21 protein-coding genes are annotated in these 24,763 nt (G+C 48.9%); 8 read left to right on the top strand and 13 right to left on the bottom strand.

The genetic code is table 11. The annotated features are described in order from the left end of the window. Positions 1 to 31: 31 nt before the first annotated feature. The 10 genes from OHJ17_RS20285 to OHJ17_RS20240 all read right to left on the bottom strand — a co-directional run bounded on the left by OHJ17_RS20285 (position 32) and on the right by OHJ17_RS20240 (position 10,591). Positions 32 to 1,027 carry a 2-hydroxyacid dehydrogenase gene (locus tag OHJ17_RS20285; RefSeq protein WP_002889854.1) on the bottom strand — a complete coding sequence of 332 codons (996 nt, stop codon included), beginning with the start codon at positions 1,025 to 1,027 and terminating at the stop codon, positions 32 to 34. Positions 1,028 to 1,043: 16 nt separating this feature from the next. Then, positions 1,044 to 1,805 (bottom strand): SDR family NAD(P)-dependent oxidoreductase, encoded by a 762-nt coding sequence (locus OHJ17_RS20280; protein WP_032432624.1) that lies wholly within the window; start codon positions 1,803 to 1,805, stop codon positions 1,044 to 1,046. An 11-nt stretch (positions 1,806 to 1,816) separates the two neighbouring features. Then, a complete protein-coding gene (locus OHJ17_RS20275) occupies positions 1,817 to 3,355 on the bottom strand; it encodes an FGGY-family carbohydrate kinase (protein ID WP_002889863.1) in 1,539 nt (512 codons plus the stop codon). Positions 3,356 to 3,375: 20 nt separating this feature from the next. Continuing rightward, on the bottom strand, positions 3,376 to 3,927 hold the full coding sequence (locus OHJ17_RS20270; RefSeq protein WP_002889866.1) for a glycerol-3-phosphate responsive antiterminator: 552 nt from the start codon (positions 3,925 to 3,927) through the stop codon (positions 3,376 to 3,378). 14 nt (positions 3,928 to 3,941) lie between these two features. Then, positions 3,942 to 4,733 carry a class I fructose-bisphosphate aldolase gene (locus OHJ17_RS20265; RefSeq protein WP_002889868.1) on the bottom strand — a complete coding sequence of 264 codons (792 nt, stop codon included), beginning with the start codon at positions 4,731 to 4,733 and terminating at the stop codon, positions 3,942 to 3,944. A gap of 513 nt (positions 4,734 to 5,246) precedes the next feature. Beyond that, positions 5,247 to 5,456, bottom strand: a complete 210-nt coding sequence (locus OHJ17_RS20260; protein ID WP_004213874.1) for a hypothetical protein — start codon at positions 5,454 to 5,456, stop codon at positions 5,247 to 5,249. Between the two features lie 218 nt (positions 5,457 to 5,674). Continuing rightward, entirely contained in the window at positions 5,675 to 7,072 is a 1,398-nt protein-coding gene (gene lpdA, locus OHJ17_RS20255; protein WP_032432625.1) for a dihydrolipoyl dehydrogenase, read from the bottom strand. Further along, the gene (locus tag OHJ17_RS20250) at positions 7,062 to 8,597 is read right to left on the bottom strand and encodes a 2-oxo acid dehydrogenase subunit E2 (protein WP_004152032.1); all 1,536 of its coding nucleotides are present in this window, start codon (positions 8,595 to 8,597) and stop codon (positions 7,062 to 7,064) included. The genes lpdA and OHJ17_RS20250 overlap by 11 nt, the downstream gene beginning before the upstream one ends. 3 nt (positions 8,598 to 8,600) lie before the next feature. Continuing rightward, positions 8,601 to 9,620: an alpha-ketoacid dehydrogenase subunit beta gene (locus OHJ17_RS20245; protein ID WP_002889881.1), complete on the bottom strand. Its 1,020-nt coding sequence runs from the start codon at positions 9,618 to 9,620 to the stop codon at positions 8,601 to 8,603. A gap of 11 nt (positions 9,621 to 9,631) precedes the next feature. Further along, positions 9,632 to 10,591 carry a thiamine pyrophosphate-dependent dehydrogenase E1 component subunit alpha gene (locus tag OHJ17_RS20240; RefSeq protein ID WP_002889884.1) on the bottom strand — a complete coding sequence of 320 codons (960 nt, stop codon included), beginning with the start codon at positions 10,589 to 10,591 and terminating at the stop codon, positions 9,632 to 9,634. A gap of 252 nt (positions 10,592 to 10,843) precedes the next feature. Here OHJ17_RS20240 and OHJ17_RS20235 point away from each other — a divergent pair, with 252 nt between their 5' ends. Next, entirely contained in the window at positions 10,844 to 13,609 is a 2,766-nt protein-coding gene (locus tag OHJ17_RS20235; RefSeq protein WP_032432626.1) for a LuxR C-terminal-related transcriptional regulator, read from the top strand. A gap of 716 nt (positions 13,610 to 14,325) precedes the next feature. Here OHJ17_RS20235 and OHJ17_RS20230 read toward each other — a convergent pair. From OHJ17_RS20230 to OHJ17_RS20220, 3 genes are all read right to left on the bottom strand, one after another. Next, entirely contained in the window at positions 14,326 to 15,645 is a 1,320-nt protein-coding gene (locus tag OHJ17_RS20230; protein WP_123677156.1) for a tetratricopeptide repeat protein, read from the bottom strand. A 106-nt stretch (positions 15,646 to 15,751) separates the two neighbouring features. Then, on the bottom strand, positions 15,752 to 16,126 hold the full coding sequence (locus tag OHJ17_RS20225; RefSeq protein WP_179208155.1) for a hypothetical protein: 375 nt from the start codon (positions 16,124 to 16,126) through the stop codon (positions 15,752 to 15,754). A gap of 113 nt (positions 16,127 to 16,239) precedes the next feature. Then, positions 16,240 to 17,037 (bottom strand): winged helix-turn-helix domain-containing protein, encoded by a 798-nt coding sequence (locus OHJ17_RS20220; RefSeq protein WP_023302523.1) that lies wholly within the window; start codon positions 17,035 to 17,037, stop codon positions 16,240 to 16,242. Between the two features lie 435 nt (positions 17,038 to 17,472). Here OHJ17_RS20220 and OHJ17_RS20215 point away from each other — a divergent pair, with 435 nt between their 5' ends. The 7 genes from OHJ17_RS20215 (at position 17,473) to OHJ17_RS20185 (ending at position 24,509) form a co-directional block, all read left to right on the top strand. After that, a complete protein-coding gene (locus OHJ17_RS20215; protein ID WP_004213865.1) occupies positions 17,473 to 18,009 on the top strand; it encodes a fimbrial protein in 537 nt (178 codons plus the stop codon). A gap of 99 nt (positions 18,010 to 18,108) precedes the next feature. After that, positions 18,109 to 18,645, top strand: coding sequence for a fimbrial protein (locus OHJ17_RS20210; protein WP_004213863.1), 537 nt, complete (start codon positions 18,109 to 18,111; stop codon positions 18,643 to 18,645). Between the two features lie 65 nt (positions 18,646 to 18,710). After that, complete coding sequence (locus OHJ17_RS20205) at positions 18,711 to 21,269, top strand: outer membrane usher protein (RefSeq protein ID WP_267302563.1); 2,559 nt, start codon at positions 18,711 to 18,713, stop codon at positions 21,267 to 21,269. A gap of 85 nt (positions 21,270 to 21,354) precedes the next feature. Continuing rightward, the gene (locus OHJ17_RS20200; protein ID WP_004147220.1) at positions 21,355 to 22,137 is read left to right on the top strand and encodes a fimbria/pilus periplasmic chaperone; all 783 of its coding nucleotides are present in this window, start codon (positions 21,355 to 21,357) and stop codon (positions 22,135 to 22,137) included. A gap of 51 nt (positions 22,138 to 22,188) precedes the next feature. Continuing rightward, the gene (locus OHJ17_RS20195; RefSeq protein ID WP_023279258.1) at positions 22,189 to 22,857 is read left to right on the top strand and encodes a fimbrial protein; all 669 of its coding nucleotides are present in this window, start codon (positions 22,189 to 22,191) and stop codon (positions 22,855 to 22,857) included. A 10-nt stretch (positions 22,858 to 22,867) separates the two neighbouring features. After that, on the top strand, positions 22,868 to 23,365 hold the full coding sequence (locus OHJ17_RS20190) for a fimbrial protein (RefSeq protein ID WP_023279257.1): 498 nt from the start codon (positions 22,868 to 22,870) through the stop codon (positions 23,363 to 23,365). A 346-nt stretch (positions 23,366 to 23,711) separates the two neighbouring features. Beyond that, positions 23,712 to 24,509: a hypothetical protein gene (locus OHJ17_RS20185; protein ID WP_123677157.1), complete on the top strand. Its 798-nt coding sequence runs from the start codon at positions 23,712 to 23,714 to the stop codon at positions 24,507 to 24,509. The last annotated feature ends 254 nt before the right edge of the window (positions 24,510 to 24,763 follow it).

Raw genomic sequence — 24,763 nt, 5'->3', positions numbered from 1 at the left:
CTGTTAATACCTTTAATGGTTCTTTTAATATTTAACTGAGTTTCTTTAAAAGGATCTCAGCGAAGAGTTTGGGCGAATTACTGAATGCGTCAATGGTACTCCCGGCAATATGCGGCGTAATGGTCACGTTATTCAGAGTATAGAATGCACTGTCGTCTGGAAGCGGCTCGTCATCAAAGGTATCAAGCGCGGCGCCCATGATTTGCCCGGATCTGAGCGCATCAATCATCTCTTTTTCATTGATTAACCCGGAGCGTGCCGTGTTAACAATGATGGCACTGCGCTTCATAAGCGCGAAATGGTGTGCGTTAATCAGATTTTCGGTTTCCGGCGTCAGGCGAGCATGTAACGAGATAACGTCGGCGCGTTGTACCAGTTCGTCCAGAGAATCGACTTTCTCATAACGTTCATGGCCTGCAACGTACTTATCGTAAAAGATAATCTCCGTGCCAAAGCCGCTGAGAAATCCCGCGACCAGTTGGGCAATATGACCGAGGCCAACCAGCCCCACGACTTTTCCGCCAAGCTCCGGGATCGCCTGATGGTTCGGACTGTCTTTACGCCAGTATTTGTCACGCAGGGCATCGTGTGAACGGGCGATATTGCGCATTTCCGCCAGGATCATGCCGACCGTGAATTCGGCGACGCTGCGAGCGTTACGCCCCGGGGTGTTCATCACCTCAACGCCCCGGGCGTTCGCCACCTGAAGATTCACGTTTTCCACGCCACCGCGGAGCACGCCTACATATTTCAGCTTTGGTAGTTTATCGAACACCGCAGTATTGACCGGGGCAAACTGAGTGATCAGGATGTCAATATCATCCGTTCCCTGAAGCAGCGCTTCCGGTAAGGCCACGGCTTCTGCTCCTTCCTGTTCAACCCGCAGATTATCTTCCTGAAGTTTCTCAACGGAGTCATGTGACCACTCGCGTACTTCTACTTCAATCCCGTTATCCCTGAGCGCTTTCAGTCCTGATTCCATCATCGCTGCATTGATAAACAGATCGGCAATTGCCAGACATTTCATAATGATTCTCCCTAGATTAACGCATCAACATACCGCCGGTAACGTCCAGAGTTGCTCCCGTCATATAGCTGGTCTTAGGAGAAACCATGAAGACACCGATGTCGGCAATTTCTTGCGGCTGGGCCACGCGGCCCACCGGAATACGACTGACGTAATAGTCAGGGTTTTGCTCAATGTTCTTACGGATCATCGCAGTATCCATGATCCCGACGGCGATATTGTTCACATTGATTTTTTGTTTGGCGACTTCCCGCGCCAGTGAGATAGCAAAGGCGACCAGGCCGGCCTTACTTGCCGCGTAGTGCGCATGTCCTGTCGTGGAGCCGTGGAACGCAGCCTGCGAGGTAATATTCAGAATGCTGCCCATCTGGTCATGCTGCAGGCAGTGATTTACAAACAGCTGGCTGAGATGGAAGATGGCTTTCAGATTGACATTCATCACCAGATCCCAGTCCTGCGGGCTGATCTCGGTGACGTAGCCGCTCAGCCAGATCCCGGCGTTATTCACCAGAATGTCGGTTTTGCCCAGTCTGTCGATACAGGTGGCAAACAGATTTTCCCGGCTCTGCTCGTCAGAGAGATCGGTTTTGACCGCGATGATCTCTACGTTCGCGCTGGTCTTCACCGTTTCGATCAGCCGTTCGGGATGCTCTTCCTCACGCATATAGGTAAAGCAGATATTGACGCCTTCTTTGGCGAGAGAAAGAACAAACTCTCTCCCCAGGCCGGTTGCGCCGCCTGTCACGATGGCCGTACGATTCGTTAAATTCAGATCCATTTTTTCCTCACTTAGTGCGCGATGTAGTTACTGCAGCTTTTCCACGGCGACTGCATTTCTGATAACAGGTTTTTATAAAGCTGGTATTTGGTCTGGTAGACCCGGTGGTTTTCCGGATTAGGGGAGACGGTGCGTGAGACATGGACCATATCGTTTGAGGCAGCAAATACCTCCGCAAACCAGCCCACCATAACGGCGGCGGTCATCGCGGTACCCAAGGTCCCGTGCTCTTTGACGTCAACGATTTCCAGCGTGGCCTGGAAGATATCGGCGAATATCTGCAGCCAGACCGGGGAGTTCGTGACGCCGCCAGCAATACGAATAGTGTGGCTTAGCTTCGGGTTAATATTGCGTAAGCGCTCGGTGTGGTAGAGATGGCTGAAGGCCACGCCCTCATAAATCGCCCGCAGAAAATGGGCTTTTTTATGGAAGCTGTTGACACCGATAAAGCCGGCCGAGGCATCGGGAATGGTGTTAGAGCCAAACACGAACGGAAAGAACAGCAGGTGGCTTTCATCCGGCGTCGTTGATGAAACCAGCTTATTACACAGGTCATAGACCGACGATCCTTGTTCGGCGGAGGTTTTCCGATCGCTCTCCATAAAGTTGTTAATAAACCACTCCAGGTTGCTCGCGGAGGTGGGGCTGGCCTCGGTGATGAGCCATTTACCTTCAATGGGATAAATGGAGGTCATAAACAGATCTTTATCAATAACCGGGTGGTCGGTAACGTATTCGTTTATGCTCCAGGTGCCGGTGACGATCGCCATCTTATCGAGACTGTTAATCCCCGAGGCAATGGAAGAGGCCGAGATATCAAACACCCCGCCAGAAACCGGCGTACCTGCGCATAAACCGGTCAGACGGGCCACGTCGTCAGTGATTTTTCCGCAGCATTCTGTTGAGCGTTTGATGGGGGGCAATTTGTCCCGCAGTTCATCAAGTTCCCACCATGCCAGTAGTTCATCGTCATACTTGCAGTCACGTACGTTGATCAGGTTGGTCCCTGAGATATCGGTCAGCTCAAGAAAAGCCTCTCCGGTCAGGTAAAAACGGATCAGGTCCTTGACCATAAAAATATAACGCGCTTTTTGCAGCGTCTCGGGCTCGAAATCCTTCAGCCATGCCAGCAGGGCGACAGGTTGTCCGGCCCAGATGGACTGCATCGTTTTTGGCAAAATGTCGGTAAGGAATTCTGGTGAGCGTTGCCATCTCTCAACGTACTCTTTTGCCCGGCTATCGGTGGATATAATGCCGTTACGCACCGGGTGACCTTCTTCGTCGACCAGATACAGACCGTTACCATGACCGGTGACGGCCACTCCTTTTATCTGGCTGGCGTCGATACCTGATTGCTCAATCGCTTTTTTAATCACTTCGACATTCGCGGCCCACAGCTCATCGATACTGCGCTCTGTGTGGAATTCCCGGGGTGTCAGCATCTGCGTGGATTTTGAGGCGATGGCGAGCACCTGTCCTTTACGGTCATAGATGGCTGCCTTGGTGACGGTTCCACCATTGTCGATGCCCATGACGTATTCATCTTTCATTCGCGTGGACTCCTTATTGGTTACCATAAGCCGGGCTCGCTGGTGGTTATCCCTTTAAATCCGGCATGGAATATTTTATCTACAAGGTATTTGCGCTTAACAAAGCCTCCGGCGATGAATACCACATCAAAGCCTTTCAAATTTCGGCTAATCAACTCCAGACACTGGCAGGCATATTCAGCAGGTAAGATTTCAATTGCGTCCGGTGGACTGTGTTTAACAATATCGAGCGACTGATCAAGCGATCGCGAATCGATAAGTAAAACCCGATATACGGTCAGCAATCCCTCTTTTTTGGCGTAGCGTAGCGCGGAGAGATTGGAAGAAATAACACCATCAACCTTGTAATAATTTTTCAGCAGATTGATCCCCGCCTGATCCGGTTTAAAGCCGCCCAGTAATTCAAGGTGAACGAGGACCTTCTTACCGCTTTGATGGCATTTGCCAATCAGCGACTGCAGATTGCCGATATTCGCTTCGGATAGCAGCACATATTCTGACTGGCAGGATAATGCTTTCTCAAAGTATTTATACTTCCTGATGGAAGGGATGATGGTGTTATTTGAAATCATATTAATTTCCGATGTTATTTAGCCATGTAGAGGCTGTATGCATCTTCCGCTGTTGCGTTTTCATGGATGATGGCATTCAGACCTGCTACCACTTTCGCCGGCTGCGGATCCTGGGTAATGTTTCGTCCCACAGCCACGCCTTTCGCACCCATCTGCATACAGTGCTGAACAAATTTGAAGTAACCGTCGATGCCGGTTTTTGGCCCTCCTAAGGCAAGCACCGGCACGCCAGCAGCTTCAACGATCAGTCGGTCCTCTGGTGAACCGGTAAAACGCGTTTTGATGACGTCCGCGCCCAGCTCCACCGCTGCGCGGGCCGATGCAGCGATGATGGCCGGATTGTTAGAGTCATCGCTGGTGACGGGATAACCATACGGGAGCGATTCGACAATCAGCGGTACATTCCAGCGATCCGCTGCCTGTGCGAGTTGCATCGCCATAATGTGGGTTTTTTCTTCATTGAAGGCGCCGGGGAAGGTCATGCAGACCACGCCCTCGGCAGCGACTTTAAGCGCATCTTCGACGGAAAAAACGGGGGTAGTATCGGGAACGGTATTGTCAAAGATACTGACCGTGCTGTCGACGCGTAACACAACGGGAACGCTGTTCAATGCTTCCCGATAATTCTTCAACATGCCGTACGTGACGAGCGCGCAATCCAGGCCGTGTTCCACCAGAGCAGGGAGCTGATTTATCGTATTATCAATACCATTTGTTTTCGTGGAAAAATAGTAGCCATCCAGCGCTAAGGTCACGGATTTACCGTCTTTTGCGAATATTCTTGAGAGACGACGTTCTTTAGACATTTATTTACTCCTGAGATAAAAAAACAAAAAAAGCCCTCAGAGACTCGCGTCTCTGAGGGCTTTCTGTTCACATACCCTTTTGATAATGGTTCAGGGATCCAAAGCATTATCAATGCAATTTTTTAGCAAAGTGAGAAAGGTTTAACTTTTGTTTAAATTAAATCTGTTCTCTTGCGTGATTAAATAACTAACACACGCGATAACTTATTGTCCAGTTGGTATCGTTGAAATGAGAGATTCATCACATCAATATGTTGTATTACCTGAGAAGTTCTGGGTTAAATACAGAAACCGACCCCTTAAAAACCAGGCAATAACGCATCCGGACAAGGGGAGAACGCCAGGCGTTTATTTCATCCGCATGAAGAACGCATCCATGCATGCTCCAGCCTTCAGGTCGTCATCCCCAAACGCGCATTTATTCCTGTCCGGATGGCGTACGAAAACGCTATAGCAATGTTGTCGGCATGGCGGTCTGTCCCCGGGATGATTTCCTCCAGCCGCCCGGGCAAATTACTCGTCCGCTTTGTGCGCCCAGGCAGGCATCGCCGTCAGGTAACGTTTTGCCCGTTTCCGTGATTCCGCTACGCCCACCTTTTGCCAGGCGTCGAGAAAAGCCGCCAGACCGGATACGGCCTCTTCCCAGGATTTCAAATTACCGTCGCTGTCGCTGCAATACGCGCAATATTTATCGCTGGCCCCTTGCGCATCGGGTGCGGACATCGGCATTCCGCAGGCCTGGCAAAACCTTTCGTGCTGTGTCATAGAGCGCTCCTCCTGTCGTTTGGTTGTCTACTAAACATACAGAATTTACGCATGGCGCTTAGCGTTTCAGATCAATAGATCCTGCCGTAACCGTTGTTGTGGATCTTCTGCCGGGGAGTGCGGGAGGGATAACGGGAACTTACTCCGTATCGCGCAGCTATCGCCTCCCTTATTTTTTATTGATGCAACGGTTGGTCGCAGGCCGCGAGGATTGACTCATGCATCGCTTCGGAAAGTGTCGGATGCGCAAAGATCATCGACAGGAGGCTTTCGTCTGTGGCCTCCAGGTGACGGGCGATGCCAAAGCCCTGGATCTGTTCCGTGACCTGTGCGCCAACCATATGCGCGCCCAGCAACTCGCCGGTTTCAGCATCGAAAATCGTCTTCACAAAACCCTCTGTCTCGCCGCTGGCCAGCGCCTTACCATTGCTCTGATAAGAGAACTTACCGATCCTGATGGGCCGTCCCCTTGCCAGGGCCGTCGATTCCGTCAGGCCCAGACTGGCAACCTGGGGCCGGGCATAAGTGCAACCAGGCACATAGTCGCGATCGAGAGGGTGGGCGCCTTCGACACCGGCCAGGGTCTCAACGCAGAGCACGCCTTCGTGGCTGGCCTTGTGCGCCAGACACGGCGGGCCGGCTACATCGCCGATGGCATAAAGCCCAAATACGTTAGTGCGACAAGCCGCGTCCGTCTTGATAAAACCGCGGTCTAACTCAACGCCCAGCGTTTCCAGCCCCAGATCTTCAATATTCGGCTGTACGCCGACCGCCAGCAGCACACGTTCGACATCCTGAGAATATTCGCCGCCGGTGTTGTTTAGTGTGCAGCGCACCCCGGTATCGGTGAGCTGTACTTGCGTCACCAGGGTCTGGGTATGGATCTGAATACCGCGTTTTTCGAATGACTTACGCACTGCTGCAGACACCTCGGCATCTTCCACTGGCAAAATCTGCGACGCTAGCTCGACCAGCGTCACTTTACAGCCCAGATCGTTATAAAGGCTGGCGAACTCGACGCCAATCGCCCCTGAACCGATGATTAAGAGCGACTTGGGTAAAAGCTTAGGCCGCAGCGCCTCGAAATAGGTCCAGATATGTTCGCCATCTGGCGCTATGCCTGGCAATGCGCGTGGTCGGGCGCCGGTTGCCAGGATCACGTGATCGGCCCGGTAATCGCGCGCCTCCCCTCGGGCATCCTCGACCGTGATTTGCCCCTTGCCGCGCAGCCGCGCGGTGCCATCAATCACCCTCACGCCATTTTTCTTCAACAGGTACGCAACCCCAGCGGTGAGCTGTTGCGATACGGTACGGCTAAACTGCACCAGTTTCTGCAGATCGACGTTCACCTCGCCCACGCTGATGCCCAGCTGACTGGCATGGGTGATAGTGTGCGCAACCTCAGCGCCATGCAGCAGCGCCTTGGTTGGAATGCATCCCCAGTTCAGGCAGATGCCGCCCAGATGTTGTTTTTCCACTAATACGGTACGAAGCCCTAGCTGGCCGGCACGGATGGCGGCAACGTATCCCCCAGGACCCCCGCCGATGATCAGCACATCGTATTTATCGTGCATAGCTCGTCTCCTGGATAAACATCAAGGTCGGGGTTTCAATCAGTCGCTTGAGTTCCCGGAGAAAAGCCGCACCTGCCGCGCCATCGATGACCCGGTGATCGCAGGATAGCGATACCGTCATTTGCTGTCGCGCGACGATTTGCCCGTCGCGTACTACCGCCCGGACCTCGCCGGCGCCAATGGCGAGGATTGCGCTTTGCGGTGGATTGATGATGGCGTCAAACTGCCGGACGCCGAGCATCCCCAGATTTGACAGGCTAAAGGTCCCGCCCTGGAACTCTTCCGGCTTCAGCGTGCCCGCTTTGGCTCTGGTCACCAGCGAGTGAATTTCGTTCGATATGTCGCTAATCGATTTCCGGTTCGCCGAGCGAACAATAGGGGTAATTAGCCCGGCAGGCAGCGCAACGGCCACCGAAATGTCGGCATCCGTAAAGCGGCGGATACTTTGTGCCGCTTCATCAAACTGGATATTGACGTCAGGCACGGCCACCAGCGCCAGGGCGCAGGCCTTCACCAGCAGGTCATTCACCGAAATCTTGACGCCGGGTACTTCGCGGTTAATGTCCTGACGTAACGCTAACAGTCGCTCCAGATCGAGATCGACGCTCAAACGGAAATGGGGAGACTGTTGCTTGGACGTTTGCAGGCGAGAAGCGATAGCCCGCCGCATACCGGACATCGGGATGCTCTCAAAGGGGGCCGGGGCACTCTCCTGCACAGGACTGGTCTGCGGGTGCTCGTCGAGTAACAACGCCGCGGCCAGCACATCATCGCGACTTACCCGACCGCGTGAACCGCTGCTTCGGCAGTCATGCAAGTTGATACCCAGTTTGCCGGCCAGGCGGCGCGCCAGCGGGGTGGCCGATACCTGGCTGTCATCGGCATGCGAGCGGGGCGCTTTGCTGCGACGAACGGGGGGCGTCGGAGAGGCCAGGCGACCGCCGGCGGCAACGATCGCGCTTTCCAGATCAGAAACAGAGATACGATCCCCGCGCCCGCTGCCGCGGACTTTTTTCAGGTCGACACCCCAGCGGGCAGACAGTCGTAACGCATGGGGCGTGGCATTAACCTGAGTCACATCGGTCACACCTTGCAGACTGACGGGGATGACGGTCTGCCCAACAGGGGGCTCGGGGCTGTTGGATGGCGGCGAAACAACGGAAGCTGGCTTAGCGCCTGCCTGTGCCGCTACGTCCGGCGCGGCAGCCTCCGGGCCTGGGGCTGCGGGTTTCGCCGTCGCCAGGCGGGCAACAAATTCGTCCAGTTCAGCATCGCTGACCGACGCGTCAGCCGCCAGGGCCAGCACGGCGCCTACCTGAAGCGTCTCACCCTCGCGGGCGAGTATCCGACGTAACGTACCGGCAAAGGGGGCCTCCAGCACATTGACGATTTTACTGGTTTCAATCTCACATATTTCCTGCCCTCTGGTGAAATCGTCACCCTCCTGGATTGCCCATCGAGCGAGCAAGCCTTCCTCCATGGAAAGCCCCCACTTTGGCATTTCAAGCGTCTTGATTTCGCTCATAGGTTAATCCTCCAGCACTTGACGGACGGCGGCTTCGATACGTTCAACGCCAGGGATCCAGAGTTTTTCGAGAGCAGGGGAGAACGGGACCGGCGTGTGTGGCGGCGTCACCAGCAGAACGGGCGCTTTGAGGAAATGGAATGCCTGGGACGCAATCAGCGCCGCGACATCATGAGCAAAACCGAAGCGTGCAGCGGATTCGTCGACAATCACGACCCGCCCCGTGGACGCCACCGATTCCAGAATACCTTCCTCATCCAGCGGCGAAATGGTTCGCGGGTCGACCACCTCGACCGAGATCCCCTCTCTGGCCAGTTTGTCCGCCACCTGGTTTGCTTTATGTACCATTGCCGACAACGCAATGATGGTGACGTCCTCCCCTTCGCGAGTGTAGTTGGCTACACCTAGCGGGATGGTATAGATCTCGTCCGGTACCTCGCCCTTGAGGTCGTACAGCATTTTATGCTCGCAGAATACCACCGGGTCGTCGTCGCGAATGGACTGTATTAACAGACCCTTGACGTCATAAGGCGTCGAGGGCACCACCACCTTCAGTCCAGGCGTGGTGGCAAAGATATTATAGGGTGACTGTGAATGCTGGGCTGCGGCAGAAAACCCCGCGCCGATCATCCCTCGCATCACCAGCGGAGCTCTGGCTTTGCCACCAAACATGTAGCGGAACTTAGCCGCCTGGTTGTACAGTGCATCGTGGCTCACGCCAAAAAAATCCATGAACATCAATTCCGCGACCGGCCGCAAACCCGTCGCTGCGGCGCCGGCCGCCATACCGATGATGGCCGACTCGGTAATGGGCGTGTCGATCACCCGATCGGAGCCGAACTGCGTCCACAGCCCTTTAGTGACACCCAGCACACCGCCAAAGGCTTCTATTTTAGCCTCTTCGGGCGCATTTCCGCCATGACCGCCACGCAAGTCTTCACCGATGAGCACCACGCGTTCATCGCGTTCCATTTCCTGAGCCAGGGCTTCCTTGACCGCTTCACGATAGGTTTTTATTGTCATGGTTATCACCCTCAGTATGAGACGTACACGTCTGTCAGCAGGTCTTCCGGAGCCGGGTAGGCAGCGGCGCGGGCCTTCAATACGGCATCGTTGACCAGGGCTTCTACTTCCTCGTCAATCGCCGCCAGTTCTTCCTGGGTGATATGCTGCTTGACCTTAGCGGTGAAAATCTTCAGCGGATCATGTTGTTCACGCAGGCGTTGCACTTCACCTTCCGCGCGGTATAGCGCGGGATCGCCCTCAAAATGACCATGCCAGCGGAAGGCTTTGGCCTCAATGACGCTTGGGCCACCGCCTTCTCGCGCACGCTTGACCGCCTCTGAGGTTGCCTCATAAACGGCAAAGAAATCGGTGCCATCGACGGTCACTGCCGGCAGGCCGAAGCCAGCGGCGCGCCGGGCGATATCACGCCCACCCACGGCGTAGTCATGGCCGGTCCCTTCGCCGTAACCGTTATTCTCGAAAATAAAGACGGCTGGAAGCTGGAGCACGACGGCCATATTGATGGCTTCAAAGACCAGGCCCTGATTAGAACCACCATCGCCCGTAAAAGAGACACCGACGTTGCCGGTTTTTAGCGTCTTTGCCGTTAGCGCGGCGCCGATGGCCAGGGGAGGGGCTCCCCCAACGATAGCGTTCGCCCCCAGCATTCCTTTCGACAGATCGGCAATGTGCATCGACCCGCCCTTACCGCGACATAACCCGCTGTCCTTACCGAATATTTCGGCCATCATGCCGTGAATGTCGCAACCTTTAGCAATACAGTGGCCATGTCCACGGTGTGTTGAACCAATAAAATCTGCGCTCGTTAAATTTTCGCAGACCCCCACCGCGATGGCCTCCTCACCGGTGTAAAGGTGAATGAAGCCCGGAATATCACCGCTGGTATTTTCCTGATGCAACCGCTCTTCAAATGTTCTGATCTCCCGCATCTTGCGGTAAGCCTGCAATAACGCCTGTTTGCTGAGCATCGTTTAATTCTCCTCAATAAAGGTCACCCAGGCGGGGCCAACAGACAGGGCGGATAACCCTGGCCACACCCATGCAATGAATCTACGAGCGGTTAAAGGGAGTGCGAAGCCACCTTCATGGGGGGGTAGGTGGGGGTTTTCATGCTTGAGGTCAAACTTTCTAAATTTTGTGTAGCAATAAAGTTTGGCTGCCCCATGTCATCCCGGGGGCTGGCGTACAATTGAAAAAAACAAAGTGAGTAGACACCTCGGATGAAGCCATTGGATTTAGAAGGTCGCCAATCACCCTCACTGGTCTCCGGGCCATTGCGGCTGACGCGAGGCTTGCCGCTAATCCTGACCAAATTCGTCCCGCCTCGCTCCTCAATACAATTGCTGGAGCGCCCCCGGCTGCTTCAGCTTCTCAGTCCCGTTCAGCAGTGCCGGCTGGGCGTCGTCTGCGCCGGCGCTGGATTTGGCAAAACCACGCTGTTGGCGCAATGGCATCAGCAGATGGTCGCCCAGGGCGAACGTATTGCCTGGCTGAGCCTCGATGAGGATGATGATGACGTATGGCAGTTTATTCCTTATCTGCTGCAAGCATTGCGTCCACTCTATGCTGACTGGGACGCCGATTTCTGGCGTGACATGGAAGAGCAGAAGCTCTCCAGCTCCGAGCAACTGCTGGCCGGGCTCATTAACCAGCTACACTACTGCCCGCATGACGTGTACCTGATTATCGACGACTTCCACGTGATTAACGATCGTGGGGTCTATGAAGCGCTGGGGTATTTAATCAAGCATGCGCCTGCCGCCTTGCATTTGATCATTGGCAGCCGTTTCCACCCGAATCTTGCGCTGAGCCAGCTGCAGGCCCAGGACCAACTGGTGGAGATCTATGATCGAGACCTGCAATTCACGCTCGAAGAAACAAAACACTATTTTAGCCGCACGGTTGCGCTACCCCTCAGCAACCATCATGCACAGCGGCTACAGTCCGTGACAGAGGGCTGGATCGCGGGCATGAAGATCGCTTCATTGTCGGCAGAATTACAGAATGATCCCGAGCATCTGTTGCGTAATATGCATGGAGGAACACGATCCATTGCCCGCTATCTGAAAGAGGTGGTACTGGATCCGCTGCCGGAAGAGGTTCTCGATTTCCTGGTGAAAACGTCCTTCCTCAGTCGGTTAAATGCCGAACTATGCAATGCAGTGACTGGACGTGATGATAGTAAAGCGATGCTGGCATGGATTGAGCGACACAACCTTTTTTTGTCAGCCCTTGACGAACAAGGCTACTGGTTTCGCTACCATCCTCTGTTGCAGGAAAATCTTCGGACCATGCTGCAGCAGAACAACGATATTGACCGCAAACAGCTGCATGAATTAGCCAGTCATTGGTTCGTCGAACAGAAGCTGTGGTCTGAGGCGGTACGCCATGCGCTCAGCGCAGGCAAGCCGGTGCATAGCCCCGTGCAGGACGGCGCAAGCGCTCAGTCACTGGCGGAAGAAGGGGATATCGATACTCTGATCTCATGGATGCATCATTTACCGCCCAGCACCGATCCGTCGCGCATTGACCTGCAAATTAACCTGGCCTGGGCACTGGCGCATTATTTCCACTTTGATGAGTCGAGGCAGCTGCTTGATAACCTCGATCAGATGGTACTTCATCATCGTGAGGATTTAACCCGCAGCACCTGGTGTAAATTGCGCGTTGTGCGGGCAATTTGCGAAGCCTTTGCGGAAAACATCCCGGAGAGTCTGGCTATAGTTCAGCCGTTGCTGGCCGAAGTGCCCTGCGGCGACACCTGGGTTGATGGTCTGATATGCAATATTCTCAGCTATTGCCATGTTGTTAACCAGCGCTATCACGACGCGCTGGAGGTTCAACAGCATATGCCCTCTCCGGAAAGTCCTTTAGATAATCTGTTTGTTTCGGTTTATCGCGCGTTTATTATTGCCCAGTGCCATCTTTGTCAGGGCGATCTGGGAAAAGCCGGGTGGTATGCAGAGAAAACGTTGCGCCAGGCTGAATGTTATACCGGTACCCAGTCGACCAGTGGCGCGACGCTGGCGCCGCTGCTGGCGGAGATAGCCTATGAATGTCAGAGGGGTGACTCGCCCGAGCATCTGCCAGCCGACCGGCTCGAATTCATCGACCGATTCAGTCCACCCGACGCGCTGAGTCGTTGCTATACCTATCTCGCGCGTCAGGCCTTAGATAACGATATGCCCTATGAGGCCGAGCGATTGCTGGAGCATGCGCAGCGTCTTGCGGTGTCTCGCGGCTGGCAACGGCTCCAGGCCATGTTGTTAGCCGAGCAGGTGAGGGTGCGACTGCAGCGCGGCAATTTCACCGGCGCAGAGCAACTGCAGCGACAGCTTGAACAAATGGCCGCCAGCTTCAGAATGGATGCCGAACATCCCTGCCAACGCGCCATCGTTATGTCTGCATCCCTTAGCCGCAGCCGGCTTCTTCTCGCCAGAGGCCAGGCACCGCAAGCCTGCGTTTTACTGGCTGAGATGGTCTCCGATCAGGAAAGCCGGGGGGACAGGTTAACCGCAGCGCGTCTGCGTACGCTCTGGTCATTGGCCTTGTGGAACAGTGGCAAAACGGCCGCTGCGCGCACGACATTTCAGCCAGTCGTGCAGCTGGCTGAACAACAGCATCTCACGGGCCTCTTTCTTGACGCTGGCGATACCTTGCAACCTTTGCTTGCCGGTATGAATGAAACCTCTTCGGCTTGCAAAGAGAAAGGGGGAGTGCATGAACCCTGGGCCGACAAGCGCGCGCCTGCAGACGGAACACCGTTTAATAGTGGAAGCCCCGATATTCCTGGCGAGCTCAGCGAGCGTGAGTTTCAGATATTACAGCTAATTGCTGAAGGTCAGATGAACAAAGAAATCGCTCGCTCCCTCGCTATTTCTGCCGAGACGGTCAAATGGCATATCAAAAACATCTACGCGAAGCTTAAAGTGAATAGTCGCACTCAAGCGATGAGCAGGGCGCTGGAGATGAAATTACTGGATTAACGGTTTGAAGAGGGAGGGCTGGATATAAAATATTATTAAGATGGCATTGCTCATTGCCGCTTACGTTACGGTGCTATGAGCCATGGATAATCGAGATACTTCTGAGCCCGCGGGAGCTTTTATCACTGACCGTGATGGTAGTTTTGATGCCTTGGCTCAGCGATAAGAGCATGGAATTTAAGTGCATCGGTCTCCGGGGAAAGCAACCCTGGTGTAAACCCAGAGAGGCTTTTAAAGAAGTGTTTTCTGTAACGTTTTGATTGAGGTGGTGCGATAATAGGAACAATACGTAACACCTAACATATTGAATTAAATAAAAATACATGTTATATGCTTTATAGATATCCCCAAAAGTATCCCCAAATTTATTTTCAATTAGATTTATAAATAAAGTGTGTGACGTATTAAATGGTTGTTGCCCTCATACTTGGCAAAAAGGCTCACGTCAGTGAGCCTCCTTACCTAACATAATGTCAAACCTTTACTTGGTACTGCTTTAGCTTTTCAATAAACTGCTCCACTTCTGCATATGTAAGTTCTGTTAACTCATTTTTGCAAATACGGACAGCATCATCAAATCTAGAAGTCAAAGTTAACCATATAGCTTTAAATCGTATAAAACTTCCATATGTTTGAGATTTTGGTGAGTCTGTTCTTTCAAGAATATCTAGAGCATATTCAAGCTTATCAATTCTTCTATACTGAATTGCTAAGTCTCAGAGTGTCAGAACGGGATATTTAATATCCGGGAAATCCACAATTCCTTTCTCTATGAGTTCAAAAGCCTCTTCAACTTTATTCTCAAATTGTGCAAGAGCTTTCGCCTTAGCTGAGCAATACATCTCTTGAGCACGTTGAGCCTGATTCGAATGCAACCGTTCAAGAATTTCCTCTACCAAACCGGGCTCAATATTAGCATCATCTTTGTAAAACAGGCAATTCAAGTAATTATTAGCATTGATCGGATTATTTTTCTGTCTTTCATAAACTTCTTTTGCTAATCCTAAAGCAAGCTCATGCTCGTCATTTTGTAAATACAACAAAACCAATTCACTTTTTGAACGATAATCACTTGGCCTTTGGCGTAATACTCGCATATAACTCTCAATTGCTTTTGGACGCTGTCGCGTGATCCTGTAATAAAAACCATGTAAGAACGAATATTCAGGCTCGGAGACATCCCTAACCGCATTAAAAAACTCTCTATCATGTAGTCTAGCGAGTGATTGACACTTCATGAATAATATATGATTGATAACACTCGAATGCATGTATTGGGAATTCGAAAGTATCTGATCAGCCAATCGTACAGCTTCTTTATAATTCGCAGAGCCGCCTTTTTCGTATAAAGATCTTATTGTCTTTACAAAATATGACGGAACTAATACTCTATTATCAACGTCCTTTCCAGCCTTGATTGCTTCTTGGATCGAGAAAATATAGTCTGATATATCTCTATTATCATCGGTATATTCCTCTATGAATTTCTTGATATGTTCACTTAGGATAGTATCATATTCGCTTGTAGTGCCAAACTTACTTCTTGAAATATAGTCCTGTATTACTTGATTTACTCTAATATAGTCATTATTAACACCTAATTGATCGCAAACAGACATACTTATAAAGCCTTGCGTGATTGGGTAAAACTCATCTTCATTTACCAATGAAAATAAAAATTCATAGCTTATAAATTCAAACTTAGAAAGGAAGTAAAGAAATTCGAGTTTTTTCTGATCATTAGAAAAGCTTTCAACTATAACTTTTGCTTTATCATCAGCATATTCCCTTATTAAGTGAGAATCTTTTCTTACAGCATAAAGACCTAAATCTGAAATGCTATCAACCGCAAATAAAACTTGCTCAGGATATCCAGATAAAAGATCAGAGAAAAAACGTAAATCTTCTGAAGATAAATCTAAGCACTTATACGTAGCATATCTCTTGAGCAACCCCCTTCTTTCTTGCACATTTAGTTCAGGAATTTCTTCAAAATAATACTGCGGCGGTAAGTCTGGCTGGTATCTTAACCACAAGAAAACACACCGCAAGGGCTAAATCTGCGCATTCAGATCGACAGCATGCAGCTCCTGAATGACTAAACGGATACTTCCTCGGTCTAGCATTATTGATGATGAGTTATCATTCGGGCATAGTACAAATAAAAATTGGTTTATCTAATCCATTAAAAAACAAAGCGTTTTTCCTTAAATGTGTTATTTCCATATAGAACATAATTCCGGGCACTTCTGGCAATACGTAATTTTGCCAAAGTATGTCAGGAACGTTATCTTTTGGATGTCGCTTTTCACATGTTATCACTGTTGCACTATAATCTTTTAGAGGTGATGGTTTTTGAGGAATAAAAATCCTCCTGTATATGCTGTAACTTTTATCTTTATCTTGCAGGGTACCTTTCACTATAACTTCACTGTTTTCTTTATGAAATGCAACAACATTTATATTTATGTTGAATTCAATCCTGTCGCCATTTTTTTTTGCAACGTCAGCACTCAAATGGGTACTGCAGCGAAATGGATCCCAGGCGTTATTATCTATTGAAAATAAGAACAGACAGACAGAAATGACGATAAGTATGAACACAAAAAAAATTACTCGGCGCATATATTTTAATCAATCCGTTTATAATTTTGACAGGCTTTATAGTTCATCTCGGAATTTTTTGTACAAACTACCATAAAAGAAGTCTTTCGTAATCCATTGGCAGAAAGTGACTCCATAAAGAAGATGTCACGATTTTCCTTAGTGCAATCTATCTCTATATCAGAGAGCATTATTCGCGCATGAGAAAACAATTCCGGGTCCGGATAGTCATCTCCCAACGCATAAATCTTGCATTTATTCATTGTGCCTAATGGTTTTGGTTCTTCATTTCTCTCGCGGGCTAATATAGTTATTATAGTAATTATTAAAAGCAAGATAAAAATGAGCGCCAGAATTGGTTTCAACACACGATGCAGTTCCTTTTTGCCGTATGATCCCGCAGGCTTTTTTATCATTTTTTTCTGGACTACTGAGTCTTCCGTAATATCATTTCTTCCAAAGCCGTCAGTTGATGTATCTAGCTCTTTGTTTTTAGTTTCAGGATGAATTTCAGCCTCCATTTTAAAACCAACCCTCGGCACCGTGATCAAAATATCTTTATTTATCCCAAGTGCTTCGAAAGCTTTTCTTAATTCACTAATATGGTTGCTTAAGGTTGCACTAGAGGGAGAGAATCCGTAATCCTCCCAGACGTGCTTGATGAGCGTCTCTCGTGGCATCTCATTTTTATTGTTTTTTATGAGTTCGATTAACAAACGAGTGGCTGGCTTGGATAACTCAATCGTAAGTTGGTCCTTATTTCTAAGTTTTAATAATCTACTGTCCGGATCGAAAGTGATAGTAAAATTTATTATGTATTTCATAAGGATACTCTCTCTTTTTTGGAGCAGGAGCTGAATCCAAACCAAAAAAATAAGGTCCATCTTAGGTTAAGGGTTGTAAAATTTATTGGATAAGAAACTACCCGTCAACTGGTTTTTAGCAGTTTTTTTTCTGACGTGAATTTAGTCGAAAATTAGTGAGAGTATTTATTTAATCATTTACGAACATTAAGTTTTTTAATCTAATAAAATGTTTTTTATTGTGTTTTTTTGGTGATTTTATCTAATTTTGGCCAATTAAATAGATTATTAAGCTATTTTGTTTTTTTTTGGTTACCATGTTGTGCAGTTGCCGGAAGTCATAACATTGCAAGCAGGAAGATGCATTTTCACCATCCTCTCGCTGTATGTTTGGCATCGAAATAATGGCAGCTTCACCAATATGTGGGACAGACCTTTATTAAGGAAAAAGTGAAAATGAAACTGAATAAAATTGTGATGGCATTAGTTTTGGCATTTAGTACTGTCTCTGGCGCACAGGCAGCAGACCAGGGTCATGGTAAAGTTACCTTTACAGGCTCTATTATTGATGCTCCTTGTTCTATTACTCCACAATCTATTGATCAAACTGTGGATTTAGGGCAGATCTCAAAGGAAGCTTTACTCAGTGGAGGGAAATCTACTCCTCGTAATTTCTCCATTGGCCTGGAAAACTGTTCTTTCGGCTCACCTGCAACTAAAAATAAGGTTCAGGTTACCTTTACGGGTATGGAGTCTGCAGCTAAGAATGGTCTTCTGGGGATTACCGGAACTGCTAAAGGTGCCAGTGTTGCCATTACTCAGGCAGATGGTCAAATCATCAAGCTGGGGGTACCAACTAAAGAGCAGGTATTACAGGACGGTAATAACACGTTAAGTTTTGCTGCTTACTTACAAGGCGATGGTGACTCAACTAACGTTGTTACTGAGGGAGAATTTCAGGCAGTAACTGATTTCACACTGGCCTATAACTAAAATATATTTTGTGTAAATATTAATCTTCTATGTGCATGTAAATGCATGCGATAAATCGCATGCATTTTTAGAAGGATATACAAAATATGGAGTGTATTTATGGGGCTGTTCAACGCTACTTTAGTAATGGTTTCTTACCTGTTTATCTCCTTTTTTGGGGTTGTCCTGGCAAAAGAAAACTCTTTTATATTGGGACGGGTAAACATGCAAGGAGCCATTATTGACACTGCATGCACTATTAGTTTTGGAAATCAAAAGCAAACCATTGACATGGGTATGTTATCCTTGTCTGAACTTGTTCATCATGGAACAAGCCGCAGCTGGTTTTTCTCAATTAAATTAACTAACTGTATGTCTGGATATAATAAAGCTGATAGCTTAAAAAAATTCAATGTTACTTTTGATGGTGAGCGTGATGGAAAATCATTTGGTATTAAAGGTGATGCCACTGGCGTGGCACTCCAAATTATCGATACTCATGGGCATGTAATAGAACCAGGGAAGTCTATGCCATTAATAGATTCCAGTCCAGAATATAATCAATTGGATTATGCCATCAGATTGATTACTGATAGGCAGACATTAAAATCTGGAATTTTCTGGTCTCACATTAAATTTAGACTTGATTATTTCTAGTTAATTTCCTGACAGGCTTATTTTGCCTCGTGCTATAGTTCTATTTATACTGGAAAGGTAATGGCATGGTGTTTTGTTCTCTTGGAAAAATTGCGAATGTACATTCGTTAGGATTATTTATTTTTGTTTCATTAAGTCCTTTAGTTATGAAGGCTTATGCAACAGATAATATTCAATTTAACACAGATGTATTGGATGTTCGCGACCGAAAGAACATTGATTTGAGCCAATTTTCGCGAAGTGGTTACATCATGCCTGGAACCTACGACATGGTTGTTCATATCAATAAGAATACTCTACCGGAGCAAGAAATTCCCTTTTATGAGCCGGATGATGACCCAAATGGCAGTCGCGCCTGCATAAATCCCAAACTGGTTGAACAACTTGGACTGAAACCCGGGGTACTGAAAGACCTTGCTTGGTGGCATAAGGGGGGATGCCTGGACAAGAGAAGTGTGAAGGGAATGGAAATACGAGGCGATCTTCCAACGACCTCTCTTTACCTGAGTATACCGCAGGCATATTTGGAATACACCGACGAGAACTGGGACCCTCCGTCACGGTGGGATGAAGGCGTTGCGGGCTTGTTGCTGGATTACAATCTCAACGCCAGCAGTCAACACCAGCAGAGTGAGGGCAGCAATACCCAAGCTCTCAGTGGTAATGGAACAGCGGGAGGAAATCTAGGTAGTTGGCGTTTTCGAGCCGACTGGCAGGCCAATTTAGATCATAGCAACGGTTCGGAACAGTCGACACAAAAACAGTTCGACTTGAGTCGTTACTACGCTTACCGGGCAATACCGGGTTTGCACTCAAAGTTGACACTGGGAGAAAACTACCTTGACTCGGGAATGTTTGACAGTTTTCGCTTTACCGGTGTGAGTTTGATTTCAGATGACAATATGCTGCCACCTAACTTGCGTGGTTATGCTCCGGAAGTTACGGGAATAGCGAAGACTAATGCAAAGGTTATTATCAGTCAGCAGGGGAGAGTGCTTTATGAGACCTCAGTGGCCTCGGGGCCGTTCCGCATTCAGGATATTAACGAAGCTGTGAGCGGTGAACTGAACGTCCGGGTGGAAGAGCAGGACGGTGGTGTGCAGGAGTTTGTAGTCAATACTGCGAATATCCCATACCTGACGCGGCCAGGCTCGGTGCGATTCAAATTAACTATGGGAAAACCATCAGATTGGCAACATCATTTACGCGATCCGATGTTCGGTACCGGCGAATTATCCTGGGGGATCAGTAACGGTTGGTCTTTGTATGGTGGAATTCTGAGGGGCGGGGATTATAACGCTCTATCACTGGGCATCGGACGTGATCTTATGTTCCTGGGAGCGCTGTCATTTGACGCAACACATTCGCGTGTTCGTCTGCCCTGGGAAGATCTTACGCTCAATGGGGATTCTTATCGACTGAGTTATTCGAAAAACTTCGACGAGTACGATAGCCAGGTAACTTTTGCAGGTTACCGCTTTTCAGAACAAGACTTCATGACCATGAGTGAGTATCTGGACGCACGATCTTATGGTACACGCAGCAATGGCAATGGCAAAGAGATGTACACCGTCAACTTAAACAAACATTTTCGCAAATTGGAACTCAGTAGCTATATCAACTTTAGCCGAGAAACCTATTGGGACCGGCCAACTACAGACCGCTATAACATTACCTTATCACATTATTTTGATTTAGGACGGTTCCGTGGTGTGAGTATATCGTTATCGGCTTATCGCAACCAGTACAATGGAACCGAAGATAATGGGGCTTACGTATCCATGTCAATTCCGTGGAGTGATAGTTCGACGGTTAGCTACAACGCGATGGTCAGCCATAACGACAATACCCATCGGGTTGGATATTACGACCGTGTTGACGAACACAACAACTATCAATTGAGTGCAGGGAACTCCAGCAGAGGAGTGAGCGTGAGCGGTTATTACAGCCATGAAGGTGACATGGCACGCATGAGTGCCAATGCCAGCTACCAGGATGGTCGTTACAGTGCCATCGGTTTAACAATGCAGGGCGGACTCACTCTCACTTCCGAAGGCGGTGCAATGCACCGCTCTGGAATGATGGGGGGGACGAGGATGCTAATTGATACTGAAGGTGTTCCGGACGTACCGGTCCGTGGCTATGGCAGTACCAGCCGTACCAATGCCTGGGGCAAGGCGGTAATTAGTGACGTTAACAGCTATTACCGAAACAAGGCAAGCATTGATTTGAACCAGTTGGGTGACAACATTGAAGCCACTGTGTCGGTGGTACAGGCTACGCTGACTGAAGGGGCGATTGGTTACAGAAAATTTGATGTAATTTCTGGCGCTAAAGCGATGGCAGCTATAAAGCTGGCTGATGGCAGTGAACCACCGTTCGGTGCGACTGTTATAAATAAGCGAAAGCAGGAGACGGGTATCGTCAATGATAGTGAAAACGTTTATTTAAGCGGTATTAATGCCGGAGAAACCATGGTGGTGCATTGGGGAGGCTCAGCACAGTGTGAAGTGAGGATGCCTGCACTTCTGCAACCAGATATGTTGATGAATACATTGCGACTACTGTGTAAGCCGCTTGATGGGGGCATACCTGGAGCCGACGATATTAAGCCGGCTGCGTGATAACAACCATGCGTCGCGAAGTGGCGAGAGCTGCTTAAGATCTTAACTAACAATATTCACAGGCCTCCGTTATGGGGAAGAAATAATGCAGAACAATTTACGGAACACGATAATTACTTCTCACAGCAGCACCTTCTCGAGGGCATTGTTTACCATCGCCCTTTTCGGAGGGATGATAGTCCAGAATACGCAAGCGGCCATTGCGCTGGACCGCACTCGAGTGATTTTTGACGGCAGCCAGAAGTCGGTGAGCTTGAACATCAGCAACCAGAACAAACAGTTACCGTATTTAGCACAGGGCTGGATTGAAGATGAGCAGGGCAATAAAATCCAGAGTCCGCTAACAGTACTTCCTCCGGTGCAACGCATCGAACCGGGTAAGCCGAGCCAGGTAAAAATCCAGGGAATGCCAGCGACAAAAAACCTGCCGCAGGACCGTGAGACAGTCTATTACTTCAACCTGCGAGAAATCCCGCCAAAGAGTAACAAGCCGAATACGCTACAAATTGCGTTGCAAACGCGCATCAAGCTGTTCTACCGCCCAGCAGCTATTGCGATGGTCAAAAACGCACCGCCACCGCAGGAGCAACTGACCTTGCGTAAGGAAAACGACAAGTATGTAGTCATCAATCCGACAGCGTATTACATAACTTTGGTAGATGCTGCCACTAAAAAAGACGGTTTGGGTATCAAAAACTTCGAGCCTGTGATGGTGCCGCCAAAGAGCAGCTTACCTCTACGGGTGAGCGTGGCGGAGATGGGTAATAGTCCTGTGCTGACCTACGTTAATGATTATGGTGGTCGACCACAACTGAATTTCAGTTGTACTGGCAACTTATGTGCGGTGAAGGCAGTGACGAAAGCATGACAAAGTGAAAGTTAGCAGAACAGGTGTCATTTATGGGAAGAGGGGCAATATATGGTCATGACCTACAAGGTTGGCATAAGCCAACGGAAGATATGCGGAGGGGTTGAACTGAAGTATTACTGCATATTTGTTAGGGGAGTGCTGATGATCCCGATGATACTGGGAGCAATGGTGTTTTTACTGTCACCAGTATATGCCCTGGGACAGGGAAAAGGGGATGTTGAAGGCTCCAGCGGTACACTATTTGTACATGGGGCGTTGACAGAAAGCGCCTGTCGACTCGAGATGGCAAGCGCGCATCAGGATGTCCTGCTGGGCGAGATTGGAACAGGTCGCTTGCAGAAGATAGGCTCCCGTGGAGAACCTGTCTGGATTGAATTGCATCTGGAAGATTGTCTGCGCAGTCCGGTCATTGGTCGCGATAAACGTACAGGCGCTCTCACCTGGTCAGAAGATCAACCAGCAGTAACGGTGAGTTTCCGAGCAATGCGTGATGTCGATAACCCACAACTGGTGAAGGTGGAGGGAGTCTCTGGATTGGGTCTACGGCTTGTAGATGCGCAGGGAGAAGATGTTCGTCTGGGAAGCAAAGGGAAACCGCTTTTCCTGAGGCCAGAACAAAACACCCTGAGTTATGCCGTTATACCGGAACGGACATTAGCCAATCTTAACTCAGGCAGTTATATGGCGGTAGTGGATTTTAATCTGAGTTATGAGTGAGGTTGGGTTAATGCGAGTGATAACGATACGACGTTTGGTTGTTTTTGCGTTGTGTAACATATTGAGTGGATTGTCGACTCAGGCAACTGGAGTTCCTAACTCCGCTTTTCTGGTGAAGGTCAATATCGTGAGTCCTCCCTGCATCATCAACAACAACGAGGATATTATCGTTTCGTTTGGAGAAATGATGGCCACTCGTGTTGATGGAAATCACTACCGTGTGCCGGTGAATTATACGCTGGACTGCAAAAATACTTCTTCCCGCGCAATGAAGTTGCAGATGCAGGGTTCCAGTACGAGCTTTGACGGTACATTGCTCGGAACCGATAATCCGGCGCTGGGCATTAAAATACTCAACGACGCGACTCCATTATCTGTCAATACCTGGATGAATTTCACGTACCCCGACAAACCCGAACTTTGGGCTGTCCCAGTGAAACATAGTGGGGTAACTCTCTCGACGGGAGAATTCTTTGCGGTTGCCACATTGAAAATAGATTACCAGTAATATGAGCATAACATAAGTAGAACGATAAAGTTCCAGCTGCTGTCCTGCGGCCTGGTAGGGACTAAGAAGATGGCATAGGCCATGGATGATAATGGAGACGCGACCTTTCTCTGCATTCATATAGTATCGCAGCCGTATACCATCAGTGATATCGATAGAATAGACATTAACTTTGATGAACGAGTAAATGTTAACAAGGTGGAAAGAACAAACTATCGAAAATATCAGGAAGTGGTTCTCGAGCATTATTGATGCATAAGAAAACATTGGCTGTCCTTGCAGGTATTTTGGCCAAGATATGGCATGGATGAGTAAAATCAGATTTTTACGAAGAAGGGGCACAGAAATGAAGTGGATGACTAAGTATATATTCAGAGGCTGGGGAGCAGTTCTAACGTGGGGAATAGCTTGTGGTGCGAGTGCTGAACTTCCGGCATGGTTGAGTACAAGTGATATACCAACATTGGCTGAACCGATGAATGTGTCACCACCAAACGATATTGGACTAACGCGTACGACTCTTGATGTCTTTACCTGCAGTGCCGGGAATATGAGTGCAAATATAATAAGAACCCTATGGCGAGGTACAGTAAAGTATTTGTACCCGAAAAATGGCCCTGCTGCTATCTTAAGCTCGTTGCATATATTAACGAGTCCCATGTCGCCGATGCAGAGACCGTATTCCGAAAATTACTGCAACGGAAGAAGAGACGGGGTTTATGTCGGCATCTGGATAAGCATCGGAGATACTAATCCTACTAAGGTCGGGACCACCTACTGGGCTGAGCAAGTGCAAGCAGAACCTGTTCAGTGCTGGATTACGGCATCAAATGTTGATTTAGGGGACTTTCAACCGGGGACACAGTCACCTGCTATTGCTATCCCAACTACCCTGGTATGCGATGGAGATGCAGATTTATCTGTCACAATACAGTCACTAGAAGGTAAAGAAATACTAACCTTCAGCCCAGGGGTTACCGGACTGATGACTGTGGGACGTTCTTCTGTTTCGAATACCACTAAATTATCTGTCAAGCGGTATGTATCAGTAGATCCCTTGGCATCGGTGCGGTTGACCGTACTCCCTGGGGCAAAACCCGGTGCTTACGAAGCCTATGGCGTGATATATGTTACGGTGCAATAAATATGAGAACAGGAAAGGCGGATTCACCTTGAGGTTCTGGTTGTGCAGGAAATAAATATATACATCACTGTCTAGCTATGTGAAATTATGTATCCGAACAACTAAAAATATCTGCCAGTGCATTTTAAAGGTTAATTACCATCGAAACTACAAATATTTTAGATGGTTATTAAAACGCTCTGCATAAATTTAAATACACAAAAGTTAGTCAACTATTGCTTAAACGAGAAAAACCTAAAATGACACTGTATTTA

The sequence above is a fragment of the Klebsiella sp. KP20-425-1 genome, assembly GCF_025813515.1.
GTDB lineage: Bacteria > Pseudomonadota > Gammaproteobacteria > Enterobacterales > Enterobacteriaceae > Klebsiella > Klebsiella pneumoniae.
This window is presented reverse-complemented; position numbering and strand designations above follow the sequence as displayed.

Coding starts and splice junctions, on each gene's coding strand:
- OHJ17_RS20285 (WP_002889854.1), bottom strand. CDS start 1,027: ATGAAATGTCTGGCAATTGCCGATCTGTTTATCAATGCAGCGATGATG.
- OHJ17_RS20280 (WP_032432624.1), bottom strand. CDS start 1,805: ATGGATCTGAATTTAACGAATCGTACGGCCATCGTGACAGGCGGCGCA.
- OHJ17_RS20275 (WP_002889863.1), bottom strand. CDS start 3,355: ATGAAAGATGAATACGTCATGGGCATCGACAATGGTGGAACCGTCACC.
- OHJ17_RS20270 (WP_002889866.1), bottom strand. CDS start 3,927: ATGATTTCAAATAACACCATCATCCCTTCCATCAGGAAGTATAAATAC.
- OHJ17_RS20265 (WP_002889868.1), bottom strand. CDS start 4,733: ATGTCTAAAGAACGTCGTCTCTCAAGAATATTCGCAAAAGACGGTAAA.
- OHJ17_RS20260 (WP_004213874.1), bottom strand. CDS start 5,456: ATGTCCGCACCCGATGCGCAAGGGGCCAGCGATAAATATTGCGCGTAT.
- lpdA (WP_032432625.1), bottom strand. CDS start 7,072: ATGCACGATAAATACGATGTGCTGATCATCGGCGGGGGTCCTGGGGGA.
- OHJ17_RS20250 (WP_004152032.1), bottom strand. CDS start 8,597: ATGAGCGAAATCAAGACGCTTGAAATGCCAAAGTGGGGGCTTTCCATG.
- OHJ17_RS20245 (WP_002889881.1), bottom strand. CDS start 9,620: ATGACAATAAAAACCTATCGTGAAGCGGTCAAGGAAGCCCTGGCTCAG.
- OHJ17_RS20240 (WP_002889884.1), bottom strand. CDS start 10,591: ATGCTCAGCAAACAGGCGTTATTGCAGGCTTACCGCAAGATGCGGGAG.
- OHJ17_RS20235 (WP_032432626.1), top strand. CDS start 10,844: ATGAAGCCATTGGATTTAGAAGGTCGCCAATCACCCTCACTGGTCTCC.
- OHJ17_RS20220 (WP_023302523.1), bottom strand. CDS start 17,037: ATGAAATACATAATAAATTTTACTATCACTTTCGATCCGGACAGTAGA.
- OHJ17_RS20215 (WP_004213865.1), top strand. CDS start 17,473: ATGAAACTGAATAAAATTGTGATGGCATTAGTTTTGGCATTTAGTACT.
- OHJ17_RS20210 (WP_004213863.1), top strand. CDS start 18,109: ATGGGGCTGTTCAACGCTACTTTAGTAATGGTTTCTTACCTGTTTATC.
- OHJ17_RS20205 (WP_267302563.1), top strand. CDS start 18,711: ATGGTGTTTTGTTCTCTTGGAAAAATTGCGAATGTACATTCGTTAGGA.
- OHJ17_RS20200 (WP_004147220.1), top strand. CDS start 21,355: ATGCAGAACAATTTACGGAACACGATAATTACTTCTCACAGCAGCACC.
- OHJ17_RS20195 (WP_023279258.1), top strand. CDS start 22,189: ATGGTCATGACCTACAAGGTTGGCATAAGCCAACGGAAGATATGCGGA.
- OHJ17_RS20190 (WP_023279257.1), top strand. CDS start 22,868: ATGCGAGTGATAACGATACGACGTTTGGTTGTTTTTGCGTTGTGTAAC.
- OHJ17_RS20185 (WP_123677157.1), top strand. CDS start 23,712: ATGAAGTGGATGACTAAGTATATATTCAGAGGCTGGGGAGCAGTTCTA.